Source organism: Pandoraea sp. SD6-2, from assembly GCF_000389825.1.
Classification (GTDB): domain Bacteria; phylum Pseudomonadota; class Gammaproteobacteria; order Burkholderiales; family Burkholderiaceae; genus Pandoraea; species Pandoraea communis.
Map to the genome: position 1 here is coordinate 1 of NZ_KB944429.1, position 15,853 is coordinate 15,853.

The following is a 15,853-nucleotide window of genomic DNA, read 5'->3' on the forward strand; positions in this document are numbered from 1 at the left end:
ACATTACCGCCGCTCACGATCTCGACGCGCGATTGATCGCGACGATCCGAGAGTCTCGACAAGTTGTCGAACAGTCCGGACGACATGCCGGCGCGCAGGCTGTCCTGTTTTGCGGAATCCTGCATCAACGCGGCACGTTGGCTGTCGAGCGCCGTCGCCCCGTTATCGCTGATGAGCACCGACGTCAGCGCACCACTGCCCAACGTCACCTTGCCCAGCGTGTCGCTCGCCGAGTTCAGCAGGTGAATCGTGCCGCGTGTGTTCACCGTCGTGGTCGACACCGCCGTGCCCAACTGTTGCACGTCGCGGCCCGCTAGCGTGATGTCGCCTTCCGGGGACATCAGCAAGCCGCTGTTCACCACCTTGCCCGCCGTACTCTGTGCCACGAACTGCGGCGACACTTCGTTACCGCGGGTGGTCGACGGCGTGTTCGCGTCCGTGCCCACGCCCTTGCGTATCACGAAGCTGTCGCCTGCGGCCAACGCCACCTGTCCTTGCGGCGCGACGATCGTCCCCGCGTTGCTCACCTGATTGCCCAGCAGCAGCACGTAGCCACCGCCTTGCGTCACCGACGTCGGCGTGCGCGTCGTGATATTCGCCCCCGCCTGCACTTCGACCTTGCCCAGCGCATCGGTGAACGTCGGCGTCGTGCCGTTCGCGCCGTAGATCCCGTTCGTCTGAAACTGCGCGTCGCTCATGCGAGCCGCCGCGACCACCAGATTGCGCGTATCGACCTGACTCGTGCCGCCGAAGATCACACCGTTACGGTTCAGGACCAGTACGGTGCCGTCGCCGTGAATCTGCCCCTGAATCTGGCTCGGACGCGCTTGCGGATCGTTCACACGATTCAGCACCGCCCAGTCGCTTTGCTGTGCAAAGTTCACCGACGTGTTTCGCCCGACGTTGAACGTCTCCCAGTTCAGGATTGCCTTATTGGCCGTTTGCTGGATGTTGACGTGGGTCTTGCCGTTGGCGCTCGTCTGCGTCGGCGCTTGAGCGTTGATCCAGCCCTTGGTCAGGCTGTTCGTGTCGACCTTCAGGCCGCCTTCGGTCAGGCCATCGGGGATGGTCGTATCGCTGCTCGCCGCTGCCGCGCGCGCATTGGCTTGTGCGGCCTGCATTGCCGCGATGTTCTGTGCGGCCGAACTCAGATTCGCAATCGAGCGCTGCAACTGCGCATTCGCCTGTTGCTGCTGCGCCGAGGGGTCCATCAGCGACGTGACCGGCATGCCGTTCGGCAGACGCCCCGTTTGCGACGCCGTTGCCTGTGCGGCACCGCGGGCGGCAAACCATGCGTTGCTGAACGCCTGTTGCGCATGCGCTGCCGACGATGCCAACAGCGTCAACGCCGCAGCCTGCACGAGCGGTTTGCGGTGCAGGCTGCGGATGACGCGCCCCAACCGGCGGCGTTGCGACTGATTGGGCGAGTCGTTGGAATCGGGGGAAGCGAGCGAGATGAAAGGGTTCGGTTGCATGGCGAATTTGCAGTGGCAATCGGTTAGCGGCCGCCGCCATCTCATCGATGCAAGCGGCCTTCCCTTTGATGACGACGCTCACTCCTCAAACCCGCAAAGACGCTCTCGAAAATTTCTCGTTCTCCGAATCGACTCCTCGCGCCTGCCCGACGATTTCCGCTAGCCCACGACCACGATGCCGCCAGGTAGCTGTGTCACACTCGCGCCCAGCACGGCCTGAATCTGCGCGAAGATCTCGCCGATCCGGTCGATACGGAATCGTCCGCTCAACCGGCTTTGTGCAAGACGACTGTCGAACACCATCACCCGCCCCGAGCGATAGCGATTGATTTCGCCAATCACATCGGCGAGCGGCGCATCGCGGAACACGAGCACGCCCGAGCGCCATGCCGACGTTGCGGCCGTATTGACGGACGCGGCGCGCCCCAACTTCCGCCCTTCGTAGACCACCTGCTGGCGTGCGGCCAATTGCACGCTGTTGCCCCCCACCTCGACGCGCACGCCGCCGGAAACACAGGTCACGCACACACGTGTATCGAGGTGGCGCACTTCAAAGTTCGCCTGAGTACCGATGGCACGTCCATCGCCTGCCGTCACGACGAACGACGCCGGGCTGCGCGAGTTGTCGACGGCTATCTCGCCATCGAGCAGATTCACGCCGCGTCGCGCATCGGCCGCGCCGTTCTTGTCCGTCAACGCAATGCTGGTGCGGGTATTGAGATCGACCGTGACGTTACCGGCCAGCGCAATCTGACGTTGCTCGCCAGTGGAGGTGCGATAGTCGGCGCTCGCCATCGACGCCATCGCGCCCCAGAACCCCGTAGGGGCCACAACGACCGCGCCTATGCCAGCGGCCGACGCCAGCGCACCGCCGAGGAACATGCGGCGTCCCGCGCGTACGGGGCGGCGCACCTCGGCGCTGGCGCGTGCGCGCGCCATCTCGCCGGCGGGGCCGAGATCGCGCCATAGATCACGCGCCTCGGCGAACGCCGCGGCATGCGCCGGGCTCACGTCGCACCATTGCTTGAGCGCCTGCGCATCTGCCACGGTGGCCTCGCCGGACGTGAGACGTCGCACCCATGCATGGGCGTCGCGCCGCAGGGTCTGCGTCGTGGCGGATCGGGTCGAGCTATCGGGTGCAGCCTTCATGTCGGGTGTGTCTGTCGATCCTCTGCTTGCGGCGCTGCCAGGCATTCTCTGAGTTGCCGGCGGGGTTCTGCCCAGATTTGGGGGCGTCATATTCACAAGACGTTTCCCGCGAGCGGTTTCCGCAAGTATTTTTGAAATTATTTTTGCCCGCTTCGCATCATCGTCACGATGACGTGGCAAGCGGACAGTCGTTTGCTATCGTTCCATTTGGTCGGCACAAAACTCCTGCGCCCGCTTGAGTTCCAGTTCGACAAGCCGCAACGAGATCCCGAAGCGCTCGGCCACCTCGCGCTGCGCAAGGCCGTCGAGTCGCACCGCGAGCAGAATGTCACGACGGCGCTGGGGCATTTGCTCCAGCACGCGCGCAAGCGCATTGAGATCGGAGTTCGCTTCTGCGATCTGTGCGGGCCCCGGCTCCGGGCTCACCAGATCGAGCATCGTCTCGATCTCGCCGACACTCAACCGGCGGTCCTCCGCGCGCTGCTTGTCGATGGCGGCGTGATAGGCCATCCGGTACAGATAGGCACCCGGATTGCGCACCGGCTCGATGTTCTCTGTGTTTTCCAGCCGCAGCCACGTGTCCTGCAACGCGTCGCCCGCCAGATCGGACGAGCCGAGCTTGCGCGAGAGCAGGGTCTTGAGTTGCCCGTAGCGTTGCACGAGCAGTTCTCGTAGCTTGGCGCGGGGGCTATCGGCCATGCGCCCCTCCGGCCGTCGCGTCGTTCGCCGTCTCGCATGCCCAACTGCGGCCGGACGCCCGGGGCAACACCACAAAAGTAAACGGCTGCGCCAGCGCCGCCGGTACTGCTTCGCCGACTCGCACGCCCTGCAACGTGCGGACCACCAACGCGTCGACGGTCCGGTCGCCGCTGGAGTCAAGCAATGTCACCGGGCCGATCTCGCCAGCGGCATTGATCCACAAACGCAGCGCGATACGGCGCGCGCCCTGTGCAAGCACCGGCTGCGCACAGAAGGCGTCGTGCACGCGCGTCTGTATCAATCCGAAGTAGCGACGGGCAGACGCGGCATCGACGGGCGCGCGATCAACGGGGCTGGGCGAATTCTGTTGCACAGGCACAAGCGCCACGGTCTTGGCGCCGGTATAACGGGACGTCAAGCCACTGCCTTCGAGCAGGATCTGGAGCGCTGCGCGAGCGGACATCTCGCCTTTCACGGGCGCAGAGATGCGCCCTGCGGTCAGGGAACTGTCGTACAGCAGAGAGACATCGGTGAAGGCGCCGTACGCCTCGAGCGCAAACTGCAGCGGTTGCGCGGCAATATCGAAAGACAACAGCGGCTGGGCTCCGGCCTCGGCAGGGGTTACGGCGCCGGGAGCGACGTCTGTCGCCCAGACACGGGCAGAGCAAGCGCAGGAGCAGATCATCGCGATGCACAATAACAATATCGGCTGCGGCGTGCTTTTCGCTATGTTTCTGAGCATGTCCGCGCTACTTGGCACACGGCTCGCCCGGGCAAGTTTGAGCACGCTCGGGGACGTGCGGAATTGGAGTCTTCGTGCAGGCTAGCAGTCCGAGATGAATTATTTGTTACAAGCGGCGTTTCTTCTGTCGCAACGACGTCTGACACCTGTCGGGGGCTTGCGGCGCTATCGCGAAACCGGGGTCTCGAAAGACTCGAACGATTCGGATGTCACTGGGCCACCCAATCCGTACTTCGCGCGCGGGCGCAGCATGAACGCCTGTGTGCGTTGCTCCATGACGTGCGCGACCCAGCCGGCCGAGCGGCCCACGATCCAGAGCGCGGTGGACGCCCCGTCAGGCAATCCCAGCGCACGGGCCAGCGTGACGAGCCCCGGCGCCAAGCCGGGATGGGCATTCAGTTCGCTGCGCATGCGCTCAAGGAAATCGAGCGTCAGACGCGTGTTCTCGCGCGCCACCGCGTTCATCGCCCCTTTGCCCGTCTCGTCCATGAGCCTGCGCGCCATCTGCATCATCAGATCGGCGCGCGCATCGCCGCCCGGATACAGCGGATGGTTGAAGCCGAACAGGCTCGCGCCGTACTCGCGCACACGATCCACGCGTGTATCGAGCGCATTGAACGGCTCGCAGAGCAACAACGTCTCGATCTTTTCAGTGCTCGTGCCTGTGGAGAAGCCGATATGCGAGCCAATGGCGGCGGCCACGCAACTGAAAAGATCCGCATGGGTCGAGGCGGCGATCCGTGCCGAGAACGTGGCCGGGGCCAGTTCGTTATCGGCCAATAGCACGAGGGCGGCGTTCGTCGCGCGAAGCTTCGCGGGCGTCGGTGCGTTACCCGCTGCGCGCAGGATATGTCCCGCGACATTGTCCCCTTCGACGCGCGCCACGAACCGATGCTGCGGCCCGAGAAAGCCGACACAACCGGCCATGCAATGCAGCATCATCCGCGCGGCCTGTACCGCTGCACCATCGGCCAATTCGCGCGCCCCCCGACCGTGCATCGCCAGCGCAAACGGCACCATGCCCAGCAGATTGCCGATGTCTGCGCTCGCGACTTCGCCGTCGTAGGTCGACAGGAATCGCAGCACGTCGGGCGGCGTGTCCTGCATCGGCCACTCGGCAATGCTGTCCTGCCAGATGCCTGTCATCAGCAGATGCACGACCGATTCGAACGACGCGCCGCCCCCCGCCAGATCGATGGCCAGCCGGTTGCGGTATCGCGGGCCATGCGGCGTGATCTGCGTGATGGCCGAATGCAGCACAGGGTCGCCGAAACGCATGGTCGATTCGGCCACGGCGCCAGTGGGCGCGCGCCCGCGCTTGCGGGTCGCCAGACGCTCCACGTCACGTCGCAAATAGAGACTCTTGCGTCCGTCCTCATGCGGCCTCGCCCGGATCAGCCCCCGGCTCACATAGGCGTAAAGCGTGGCGGGCTTGATGTCGAGCACGGCCAGCACTTCGTCGCGCGTCATCAGGTCGTTTTGCTGCGTCATTGTCTGCCTCAATGGTCCCGTCGCCCCCTCACTGCGGGCGAGTGCCCACGATTCGGTCGAATTTGCGAGACATGATGCCACAGGCGTATTGACTTTAAAAATCAATATTGATAAACAAAAAATCGCCCAGTAAAGTCGACTCCGGATAGCACAACAAAGACACTGCGGCCCGGTCTTCCCGGCGCGCGACAGGTCGTCCCATTCGGAGACAAGGCATGACTCAAGACACCCCGACGCGGCAGCCGGAACGCATCGACGTTCGCGACGCGCTGCAATCGGCCCCGCTCGGGGCGTTTCATTACTGGCTGGGCACACTGCTCGCGCTGATCCTGCTGTTCGACGGCTTCGATCTCTATAACGCGGCTTATATCGTCCACGACGTGACTGCGCTATGGCACTTGTCGCCGAGCCAGATCGGCGTGCTGCTGTCATGCGGACTCGCGGGATTCGCCGCGGGTTCTGCCGTCTCGGGGTTATTCAGCGATCGCATCGGGCGGCGTCGCGTGCTGCTCACCGGCATCTGGCTCTCGGGGTTGATGAGCCTGGCCATCGCCCTGTTCGCGCACGATCTGCGCACCTTCATTGCGCTTCGCTTCGCGATGGGGATTTCGCTGGGTCTGCTGATGCCGGTCGCCGTCACCTACATCAACGAGATCGCGCCCAAGCGCAGCGCGAACGTTTTCACCATCGTTTTCTTTACCTGCGGCTGGATCGGCGGTGCGACGGCCTCCGGCTTCGTTGCCGCGTGGCTGATTCCGCAGCACGGCTGGCAGAGCATGTACTACGTGGGAAGCCTGTCCGTCGTGCTGGCGCTCGCGTTGCCGTTCGCGCTGCCGGAGTCGGTGTCATTTCTGGCGAGCCGGGGGCGTCAGGAAGCGGTACGTGCGCAACTCAAACGCCTGTGGCCGGCGCGCGCCGCAGCGTTCGATCACGCAACGTTCACTTCTCCCGACGCCGGCGTCAAAGCCGGCTCGGTCGCGGCGCTCTTCTCCGGCAAGTTCCGCCGTCAGACGATCTGTTTCTGGGCGATGGGGGCACTATCGCTGTTCTCGTCCTATGGTCTGTCCGGCTGGCTGCCGACGATCATGCTCAAACGCGGCGAAAACCTGTCGACGAGTTTCGCCTACGGCTCGCTGCTGGTGTTCGCCTCGGCGTTTGGCAGCCTGATCTGCGGCGTGGTGGCCGACCGCATCGGCAATCGCCGTCTGGCGATGTCGCTCGCCTGGCTGTGCGGCGCGGCGGCCATCGCCGTGCTTGCAACGGCCGCCGGCGGCACCGTGACATTTGCAGGCATCGTGGTCGCCGGCATGTTCGTGATCGGCACGCAGACGGTACTCAACAACCTCGTGGCCGTGAGCTATCCGACCGAGATTCGCAGCACTGCGGTCGGCCTTTACCTCGGCATCGCACGCGTCGGGGCGATGTGCGGCCCAGCCATCGCCGGGGTGCTGCAACAAGCCACGGGCGGCGCAGGCGTGATGTTCGTCGTGCTGGGCGCCGCGCTCGTCACGGCAGCGGTGCTGGTGTTCTTCGTCGCCCGCCCCGAAAACCTGCCCAAGGCCCCGGCCTTCGGTCACTGATGATCTGCGGCCGTGCGGGCGCCGGTTCGGTGCTCGCGTAACGGCCGTCTCTGCGCGCGCCTGCGCGCATCGGAACGCGTCATGTCCAAGCTAACCCTCTCGCTCGCCGTCAACGATTACGACCATGTGCGCGACCTGCTCGACGGCCGGGTTGCCGCGCAAGGGATCGATCTCGTGCCGTCGTTGCTGCCGGTCGAAGAGATCTTTTATCGCACGACGCACTTTCAGGAATGGGATCTCTCGGAGATGTCGCTCGCCAAGTATGCGTCGCTGCGCTCGCAAGGCGATGACCGGCTGATCGGCCTGCCTGTCTTTCCCTCGCGCGCGTTCCGGTTGTCGTCGCTCTACGTGCGCGGCGACGGCAGCGTGACCTCGCCCGCCGATCTGCGCGGCAAGCGGATCGGCGTGCCGGAGTGGGCGCAAACGGCATCGGTCTACTCGCGTGGATGGCTTGCGCACGATCAGGGCGTTGCGCTGACGGATGTCGAATGGGTGCAGGGTGGCGTCAATCAGGCAGGGCGTCGCGAGAAAGTCGCCGTGCGGATGCCGGACGGCGTGCGTTATCGGCCGTCCCCCGAGACCTCGCTCACGGCCATGCTGCTCGATGGCGACATCGACGCGATCCTCAGCGCCCGTCCGCCCGCGCCGCCGCCGGGCCGCGAGCGGGAAATCGTCCGCCTGCTGACCGACTTCGAGACTGCCGAACGCGCCTATTTCGCGCGCACCGGCATCTTCCCGATCATGCATCTGATTGTCATGCGGCGCGAGGTCTTTAGCGCACATCGCTGGATCGCGGGCAATTTACTCAAGGCGTTTACGCAGGCGAAAGACGCCAGCATCGCTCGCCTCGACGACATTACCTGCTCGCACTTCCCGCTGCCGTGGATGAGTCGGCGCGCCGCGCAGGCACGCGAAATGTTCGGCAGCGATCCGTGGCCCTATGGGGTTGCGCCCAACCGCGTCACGCTCGACGCCTTCCTGCGTTTCGCCTTCGAGCAAGGCGTCTGCCATCGGCCGATGCAGGCCGAGGAGTTGTTTCCTCCGGAGATGGCGGCTGCCGTGCGGGTGTGACCCCGCTCGCTGCCTACGCTGCGCTTCGGCCTTCCTCTTTGGATCTTCTACTTGTCACGATCATGACCCACGCTGCTACCCCCTACACCCCGGCGCTCACCGAACACGATGCCCGGTCGATGGCGCAATTGCTCGAAGACCTCGCCGCGGCGAACCACATCCTCGCGCATCACGAAGTGCTCGACGGCTTCGGCCATGTCAGCGTTCGCGACCCGCGCAATCCGGCCCATTTCCTGATCGCACAATCGATGGCGCCCGAACTGGTGACGCCGGACGACATTCTCACACTCGACCTCGATTGCCAACCGGTCGACGGCGACACGCGCAAACGCTATCTGGAGACGTGGATTCACAGCGAGATCTATCGTGCGCGCGCGGACGTGGCAGCCATCGTGCACAGCCACTCGCCGTCGGTGATTCCGTTTGCGTCATCGTCCGTGCGTCTGCGCCCGGTCTATCACATGGCGGGCTTTCTCGGCAGCGGCGCACCGGTGTTCGACATCCGCCATTGCTTCGGCTGTACCGACATGCTCGTACGCAACGGCGAACAGGGTAAAGCGCTGGCGGAGTCGCTAAGCGATGCCGACGTCGCGCTCATGCGTGGACACGGTTTCGTGGCGACGGCCCCGTCACTGCCCGCCGCTGTGTATCGCGCCATCTATACGGAGCTAAACGCGGGAATGCAATCCAGGGCCATTGCGCTCGGCGGCGAGGTGACGTACCTCGACCCCGAAGAAGGCAAACGCTCGAACGCCACGAACCTGGGAGTGATCGAGCGTCCGTGGACGCTGTGGAAGCGTCAGGTGGCGGCATTGCGCAGCAGTTGATCGGACTGACGGCAACTCGCCCCCTTCAGGCCAGTTGCGCGATGTTGCCGTCGGCCACGCTTACGTGCGACGCGTGGCCAATTCGGCCCCTTGACGCAGCGCTTCGAGCAGACTGCCTTCGTCGGCGATGCCCTTGCCTGCGATATCGAATGCCGTGCCGTGATCGACCGATGTGCGCACCACTTGCAGGCCGACGGTGACGTTCACCCCCGCTTCGAGGCCCAGCACCTTCACCGGGCCATGCCCCTGGTCGTGGTACATGGCGACCACGAGATCGAAGTCGCCGCGCCCGGCGCGGAAGAACAGCGTGTCGGCCGGCAACGGTCCTTCGATATCCCAGCCGCGCTCGCGCAGCAGTTCCACTGCCGGCACGATCTTCTCTTCTTCTTCCCCATAGCCGAACAGCCCATTCTCGCCTGCATGCGGGTTGATGCCGCACACGGCGATGCGCGGATTGGCGATGCCCGCCTTGACCAGCGTCGCGTGGCCGCGTTCGATCGTGCGCTGCACCAGGCCGGGCTCGATCTTGCGAATCGCGTCGATGATGCCGATGTGAGTCGTGACGTGAATCACGCGCAGTTGCGGTGCGACGAGCATCATCGACACTTCGTCGACACCGGTCAGATGAGCGAGCATCTCGGTGTGGCCGGGGAACTTGTGGCCCCCGGCGTGCAGGGCTTCCTTGTTCAGCGGTGCGGTGCAAATGGCATCGATTTCGCCGGCCTCGGCGAGCTTCGCCGCGTGCGCTATGTACTGATACGCCGCGTCGCCTGCGATGGCGGACAGTTCGCCGAACGGCAGGTCTTCAGGGATCAGATCGAGGTCGATGCACTCGATCACGCCCGGCGTGAACGTCGCTTGCGAGACCGTCTGGATACGTCGCACGCTCAGCGGCTTCTTGACGATGGCGATGGCCTGCTCGAGACGTCGCGCGTCGCCGATCACCACAGGACGGCACTGTCGATAAACGCTATCGTGCGCCAGACTCTTGACGACGATTTCCGGGCCGACGCCAGCCGCATCACCCATGGTGATGCCAATGACAGGGAGATATTGATTCATGGCGTTTGCGTTGATATTCGTTTCGTTGGAAGAATGCCCGGAACGGAGGGCGTGTTCCGGATCGATGTCTTGTTGTCCTGCGACGCGTTCGCGCCAGCTCATTGGGTGTCGCCAGTCTTTGCCGCAGCGCGCAGATGCCGGTAGGCACTATGCAGCGCCGCTTCGCCCCCGAAGGCACCCGCCTTCGTGACGATACGCATTGGCGCACCGTTCGCGGGCCGCCCCACCGCAACGCCCGGTTCGACCTCCGAGAGCAACTCCAGTGCGCCGACGCCTGCCGCGCTCAACACGGCGCGCGCCGTTTCGCCGCCCGTCACGATGAGGCCCGATAGCCGCGCGAAATGCGGTGCGATCAATGTGGCCAACGCGGCCGACAACTGCGCGCCCTCGGCGGGATCGAACGCGTCGTCGCGACCGATTCGCACCAGCAGGTCGGTGCCGCTTTCAATGGCATCGCCAATGCGCGCGCGCCAGAGCGCGCTGTCGGGATGCGCCGGGCCGGCACGCAACACCGCAGGCGGCACGATCCACTCGACGACCGCATTGTCTTCACACAACCGCGCGCATTGTTGCTGCGACACCGCGGACAAACTGCCCACCAGCGTCAGCACGCGCCCGTCCGCACGGTCTTCGTTCGTTGCGTGCGCATTGTGCCGCACGTCGCCGGCATGTGCCGGCGATGCAAACAACGCCGGCAGTTCGGCCAGCTCACGCGCGAGACCGCCCGATCCGACCCAGAAGATGTCCGTCAGCGCGACGCTGGCACGCGCCAGCATGGCGAGATCGTCATCTGTCTGCGCGTCGACGATCAGCGCCGTGACGGCATCGGCGCGCGCCTGTGCGATAACGTTGTTCAGCACCGCACCTACCGTCGCGACATCGCCGCGCAGCACATCGACCGTCACGGTCTGCGTCTTCATGCCGGCGGCAGCGAGCATCGGCGCGAGGCGCGCCTCCTGAGCGTCATGTTCCAGCCGCCACGTATCCGTCTCGGCGAGCGGCACGCCACGCACGAAGACTTCCCCGTTCTGCACGGTGCGGCCCGTGGCCGGGAACGCGGGCGCCACGATGGCAAGTCCCGCAAGCGGTTGCAATGCCGCGACTTCAGCAACCCAGTTGCCGCGCAATGTGGAGTCGATCTTCTTGTACAGACGACGTCCGGGTGCGGCAAGCCGCTGCCACGCCGCAACCGCACGCGCGGCGGCGTCGGCCGGGGCAAGACGGCGTGTGTCCGTATCGATCGCCACCACCTGTGCCGCCGCATTGAAGCCGTCGACGTCGAGCGACACAACGCTGCGCCAGCCGGCATTGGTAAAGCCGATCGCGCAGTCGGCGGCGCCAGACAAGTCGTCGGCGACAATCAGCATGCTCACTGCGCCGCCCCCTTGGCCGCCGCCCCTGCCCCGCGCGCCATCACGCGCTTGGCAACGGCCGCCGTCAGAATCGGAGAGACGATGGCGGTCACCACCACACAGGCCGCCACCAGCAGCGTTGCGCTCTTGGCCGCTTCCTCGTAGACCGGGTTGGCAGCCGCGATCAGCGCAGGCACGGCGGCCGCGTTACCCGCCGTGTTGGCGGCAGCCGTGCCGGCCACGCCCGTGCCACCCGTCAGACGGTCGACGATATACAGCGGAATGCCGGTCACCACGACAACGGCGAAACCGAGCAGAATGCCCAGCAGGCCGGCCTGCCACACCTTGTGCAAATCGAGGCCGGCACCCAGCGCCAGCGCGAAGAACGGGATCATCACCGGCACGGCGCGGCCCAGAAAGTCGCGCATTTCGCGGTCGAGATTACCCAGCAGCATGCCCACCGCCAGCGGCAGAATGCTGCCCACCAGCGTCGGCCACGGGAACGCAGACAGACCTGCAACCCCCAGCGTGACCATCGTCAGGAACGGGCCCGACTCCAGCGACATGATCGTGTACGCGCCCACGTCTTCCGAACGGCCGTACTGCCCCATCAACGCCATGTACAGACCGCCGTTGGTGTCGTTCATCGCCGCCACCACGGCCAGCGTGGAAATGCCGGCGAACACGCCCGACGTCACCGGGGCTTCCCCCAGGAAGTGCCCGAGCACCACCCCGACGACGATGGCCGCGCCCACCTTGGCGCCGAACAGTGCCCCGCCCTTTTTGATCAGGTACGGCGTCGCCTTGACGTCGATGCTCGCGCCCATGCAGACGTAGAACACCGCAAGAATCGGCAACGCGCCCGTGAACAGCGCGTTGGTAAACGAGCCGAAGAACTTCGGCATTCCAGGCATGAACGTCGCAATCAACGAACCGATCAGCAAGGGAACGATCATCATCCCGCCCGGCACGCGCTCGATGGCACGCTTGATATGAATTTGAGCCATTGTTGTCTCCCGACTGGTATCAATTTTGATTAATTAATCATTATTTTGATCGTTTCAATCATGCGGAAGTCTAATCGCTGCTAGAAAAATGTGCAAATTTTGTGACTACGGGTTTATCCCCGCCCAAAATCGGGGGGAAACGCCGCGAACGGAGGGTCTTAGTTCTGGGAAAAATGATTGAATCGATCATTTCCAGAGCCCCCGACGATCGAGCTAACGCCAATCGATCACTTTGCGGTGTATCGGACGGTTTTCGTACGCAGCAAGCTACACTATGCGCGACGCGCGGCGTATATGCTGTCCGCCCGCAAAGCCACGATTTGTTCTGCTCAACGTCGATCCATCCATGAAAGTTGCGAACCGCCGCGAGGCGATTTTCAAAGCCGTTCTGTCGGGCATGACCGATGTTGCCGCGCTGTGTGCGCATTTCGGCATGTCGGAAGCCACGGTGCGCCGCGATTTGCGCGCGCTGGCCGACGAGCGCCGCATCGTGCGCACGTACGGCGGTGCAGCCGCGCCCGTGCGCATGCATGAACCCGAGGAATCGCTGGAGTTGCGCCGCGAGAGCTTTCGCGAGCAGAAGGACGCCATCGCGCGTGCCGCCGTGGCTCACGTCGACGACGGCGACACGATCTTTCTGGATGGCGGCACCACGACCGAAGCCATGGCGCGCTTTCTGGCAGGACGCGAGGGGGTACACGTCGTGACCAACAACCTGCTGGCCGTGGGCGCACTGGCGGCCAACAAGGTCCCCGTGACGCTGATCGGGGGGGATGTCCGACCGTCGAGCATGAGCGTACTCGGGCCGTTGGCGCAACTGGCGCTCTCGCGGGTGTCCGTCGACAAGGCATTCCTGGGTGCGGATGGCGTCGTTGCCGGCCGCGGCTTGTGCGAAGCCTCGGCCGAACAAGCCTGGCTCAAGGAGTGCATTATCCGTCAGTCGGCCAGCGTGTACGTGCTGGTCACGGCCAACAAGCTCGACCGGGCGAGCCAGCAGCATTGGACACCGCTGGAGCGCGCCTGGACGCTCGTCACCGAAGCGCGCACCGACAACGACGCGCTTGCGGAATTCCGCAAGCACCCTGAAATCACGATCGAGTCGGTGAGTTGACGCTGTCATCTGCCGAGCCATTGGCATACCTCAATACATCGCACGCAACACCATCGATAAGATGGCCCCGATTGCCCGACCCTGAGTCCTGACTTCCCCCGCCGCGCTGCGGCACGACACGACCGGTTCTCATTGCCATGACACTCGATCCTTCTCTCGTTGCCGCCATCGCGCCGACCGGCGTGCTGCGTGCCTGTATCAATCTGGGTAACCCCATCCTCGCCGGGCTGGACGCGCAGTCCAAACCCTGCGGCATCTCGGTCGATCTGGCGACGGCGCTGGCGCAGCGGCTGGGGGTGCCGCTCGAACTCATCACGGTCGATGCCGCGGGGAAATCGGTCGACGTCGTGTCGGCCGGCGACGCCGACGTCGGTTTTTTCGCCGTAGACCCGCGACGTGCCGCGACCATTACCTTCACAGCGCCGTATGTGCTGATTGAAGGGTACTACCTGGTGCCGGAAGCATCGGCGGTGAAGACCAACGCAGACGTCGACCAGGCCGGTACGCGCGTCGTGGTCGGCAAAGGCAGCGCGTACGACCTCTTCCTCACACGTGAATTGCAACACGCGGAGATCGTGCGGGCACCGACGTCGCCGGCCGTCGTGAAGATGTTCCTCGATGGCGGTTACGAAGTCGCAGCGGGCGTGAAGCAGCAGCTTGAGGCCGAAATTGCCGGCACGGCCGGCTACCGGCTCCTGGACGAGCGCTTCATGGTGATTCGTCAGGCGATGGGGCTGGCGATCGGCCGTGGCACGCAAGCCGATGCGTTTCTCGCGGCATTCGTCGACGCCATGAAGGCGTCGGGATTCGTGGCCGACGCCTTGCGTCGCCATCATATTTCGGGCGCAGCGGTCGCGCCCTGAGCCTCAGATATCGCGCGTCCGGGACTCGGCCCAGTCGTATCCCAAACGTCACTGCGCGGCCTTGTTCGCGCACATGAAAACGGGATCGGCAGCGTCGTTGTGCGCAAGCATGGCTAACGGCGCTCGCTCGTAAAGCCACTCGAAGCCACTCGAGCGCCTCGGCAGCCAGCACGTCCTCCGGGATCAGAGGACGCCCACAAACTCCGGCATTGCGCCCCGCATCCGCATCGCCTGCTCGCCGATCGATGGCAAGACCGCCGCCTCCTCTCTATGAGACCTGCGTTCTGCCACATGACCTCATCGATGGGGTCGCCATCCCCAGCCATACCGTGAACACCGGGATCAACGCGATCTTGGGCGGCGCAAAGCCGAACGCAGCCATCGGCGCCAGGCAAATTCCCGCGACACCCGCGCGCACACCTGTCCACAAGTTGTACAGGTGTCACGCCGCGTCCCCCCTGCGAAATCGCGTCAAACATCGCTCGATCCTCTGAATACTTGCGATTCGAGATGTTGGCACCGAATTTGCTGATGTCTGCAGGCGACGACGAGCAAGTCGCGCCGCACTCCCCTCGCCAAGGTTGAACTCAACATCACTACCTCAAGGATGCATATCGTGGACAAGATCGAACATCTCGAACGGCAGATCAACGAACATCACGCGACGCTGGCAAACCATCCGGTGTTCCATTCCATCGAATCGATGCAGGGCTTGCAGACGTTCATGGAGTGGCACGTCTTCGCTGTCTGGGACTTCATGTCGCTGGTCAAGCGGCTTCAGGCAGATCTGACGACCATCACGCTGCCGTGGATCGCGCCGCGCAACATTCATGCCGCGCGTCTGATCAACGAGATCGTTCTCGGCGAAGAATGCGACGAGACGCCGCAAGGCCCGATGAGTCATTTCGATCTTTACCTCGCCGCCATGCGCGATGTCGGCGCCGACACGCGGCAGATCGAGAAGCTCATCGACCTGCTCGTCAAAGGCCATAGCGTGAGCGCTGCACTCGTCGCTGTCGAAGCCCCGCCGCCGGTGGTGCGTTTCGTCAACTCGACGTTCGCCACCTGCTACGAAGGCGCCACGCATCAGGTGCTCGGCAACTTCTTCTATGGCCGCGAGAACGTGATTCCCGACATGTTCCGCACGCTGCTCGACGGATGGAAAATCGATCCGAAAAGCGTACCGCTGCTCACGTTCTATCTCGATCGCCACATCGAAGTCGACTCCGGCGAACACGGCCCGGCCGCGCGCGCAATGATTGCCGAGTCTGCACGCAACGACGAACGCCTGCTTGCCGAAGCGCTGGAGGCCGGACTGCGTGCGATCGACGAGCGCTTGCGCCTCTGGGACGGACTTCACGAACACATCGTGGCAACGCAGAAAGAAGCCGTCGCCGCCTGAAGCCCGGCGGGTCGCACCGTCT

General features: G+C 64.4%; 15 protein-coding genes. 6 read left to right on the forward strand and 9 right to left on the reverse strand.

The annotated features are described in order from the left end of the window. From C266_RS06660 to C266_RS06680, 5 genes are all read right to left on the reverse strand, one after another. On the reverse strand, positions 1 to 1,475 hold a 1,475-nt coding region (locus tag C266_RS06660), incomplete at its 3' end, for a filamentous hemagglutinin N-terminal domain-containing protein (protein WP_010805340.1). A 159-nt stretch (positions 1,476 to 1,634) separates the two neighbouring features. Then, positions 1,635 to 2,624 (reverse strand): FecR family protein, encoded by a 990-nt coding sequence (locus C266_RS06665; RefSeq protein ID WP_010805341.1) that lies wholly within the window; start codon positions 2,622 to 2,624, stop codon positions 1,635 to 1,637. A gap of 195 nt (positions 2,625 to 2,819) precedes the next feature. Further along, entirely contained in the window at positions 2,820 to 3,323 is a 504-nt protein-coding gene (locus C266_RS06670; protein ID WP_010805342.1) for an RNA polymerase sigma factor, read from the reverse strand. Next, positions 3,313 to 3,915, reverse strand: a complete 603-nt coding sequence (locus C266_RS06675; protein ID WP_010805343.1) for a secretin and TonB N-terminal domain-containing protein — start codon at positions 3,913 to 3,915, stop codon at positions 3,313 to 3,315. Before C266_RS06675 ends, C266_RS06670 begins: the two co-directional genes overlap by 11 nt. Before the next feature lie 315 nt (positions 3,916 to 4,230). Then, a complete protein-coding gene (locus tag C266_RS06680; protein ID WP_010805344.1) occupies positions 4,231 to 5,556 on the reverse strand; it encodes a citrate synthase in 1,326 nt (441 codons plus the stop codon). 215 nt (positions 5,557 to 5,771) lie between these two features. On the opposite strand from C266_RS06680, the gene C266_RS06685 reads away from it, so the two are divergent. The 3 genes from C266_RS06685 (at position 5,772) to C266_RS06695 (ending at position 9,034) form a co-directional block, all read left to right on the forward strand. Continuing rightward, positions 5,772 to 7,136: an MFS transporter gene (locus C266_RS06685; protein ID WP_010805345.1), complete on the forward strand. Its 1,365-nt coding sequence runs from the start codon at positions 5,772 to 5,774 to the stop codon at positions 7,134 to 7,136. A gap of 81 nt (positions 7,137 to 7,217) precedes the next feature. After that, positions 7,218 to 8,207, forward strand: coding sequence for a 4,5-dihydroxyphthalate decarboxylase (locus C266_RS06690; RefSeq protein ID WP_010805346.1), 990 nt, complete (start codon positions 7,218 to 7,220; stop codon positions 8,205 to 8,207). A 62-nt stretch (positions 8,208 to 8,269) separates the two neighbouring features. After that, on the forward strand, positions 8,270 to 9,034 hold the full coding sequence (locus C266_RS06695; protein WP_370855851.1) for a class II aldolase/adducin family protein: 765 nt from the start codon (positions 8,270 to 8,272) through the stop codon (positions 9,032 to 9,034). 60 nt (positions 9,035 to 9,094) lie between these two features. On the opposite strand, the gene pdxA is transcribed toward C266_RS06695, so the two are convergent. The 3 genes from pdxA to C266_RS06710 form a co-directional block, all read right to left on the reverse strand. After that, positions 9,095 to 10,096 carry a 4-hydroxythreonine-4-phosphate dehydrogenase PdxA gene (gene pdxA / locus C266_RS06700; protein ID WP_010805348.1) on the reverse strand — a complete coding sequence of 334 codons (1,002 nt, stop codon included), beginning with the start codon at positions 10,094 to 10,096 and terminating at the stop codon, positions 9,095 to 9,097. 98 nt (positions 10,097 to 10,194) lie between these two features. Then, entirely contained in the window at positions 10,195 to 11,469 is a 1,275-nt protein-coding gene (locus C266_RS06705) for a four-carbon acid sugar kinase family protein (RefSeq protein ID WP_036661894.1), read from the reverse strand. Continuing rightward, the gene (locus C266_RS06710; protein WP_010805350.1) at positions 11,466 to 12,455 is read right to left on the reverse strand and encodes a 2-keto-3-deoxygluconate permease; all 990 of its coding nucleotides are present in this window, start codon (positions 12,453 to 12,455) and stop codon (positions 11,466 to 11,468) included. Before C266_RS06710 ends, C266_RS06705 begins: the two co-directional genes overlap by 4 nt. Positions 12,456 to 12,801: 346 nt before the next feature. Here C266_RS06710 and C266_RS06715 point away from each other — a divergent pair, with 346 nt between their 5' ends. Together C266_RS06715 and C266_RS06720 are read left to right on the forward strand one after the other, a co-directional pair. Continuing rightward, on the forward strand, positions 12,802 to 13,566 hold the full coding sequence (locus tag C266_RS06715; protein ID WP_010805351.1) for a DeoR/GlpR family DNA-binding transcription regulator: 765 nt from the start codon (positions 12,802 to 12,804) through the stop codon (positions 13,564 to 13,566). A 137-nt stretch (positions 13,567 to 13,703) separates the two neighbouring features. Further along, positions 13,704 to 14,429, forward strand: coding sequence for an ABC transporter substrate-binding protein (locus C266_RS06720; RefSeq protein WP_010805352.1), 726 nt, complete (start codon positions 13,704 to 13,706; stop codon positions 14,427 to 14,429). Positions 14,430 to 14,477: 48 nt separating this feature from the next. Here the strand turns inward: C266_RS06720 and C266_RS28370 are convergent, their stop codons facing one another. Next, the gene (locus tag C266_RS28370) at positions 14,478 to 14,594 is read right to left on the reverse strand and encodes an MEKHLA domain-containing protein (protein ID WP_144265738.1); all 117 of its coding nucleotides are present in this window, start codon (positions 14,592 to 14,594) and stop codon (positions 14,478 to 14,480) included. 451 nt (positions 14,595 to 15,045) lie between these two features. Here C266_RS28370 and C266_RS06725 point away from each other — a divergent pair, with 451 nt between their 5' ends. Continuing rightward, on the forward strand, positions 15,046 to 15,831 hold the full coding sequence (locus tag C266_RS06725; protein WP_036661937.1) for a DUF3050 domain-containing protein: 786 nt from the start codon (positions 15,046 to 15,048) through the stop codon (positions 15,829 to 15,831). The last annotated feature ends 22 nt before the right edge of the window (positions 15,832 to 15,853 follow it).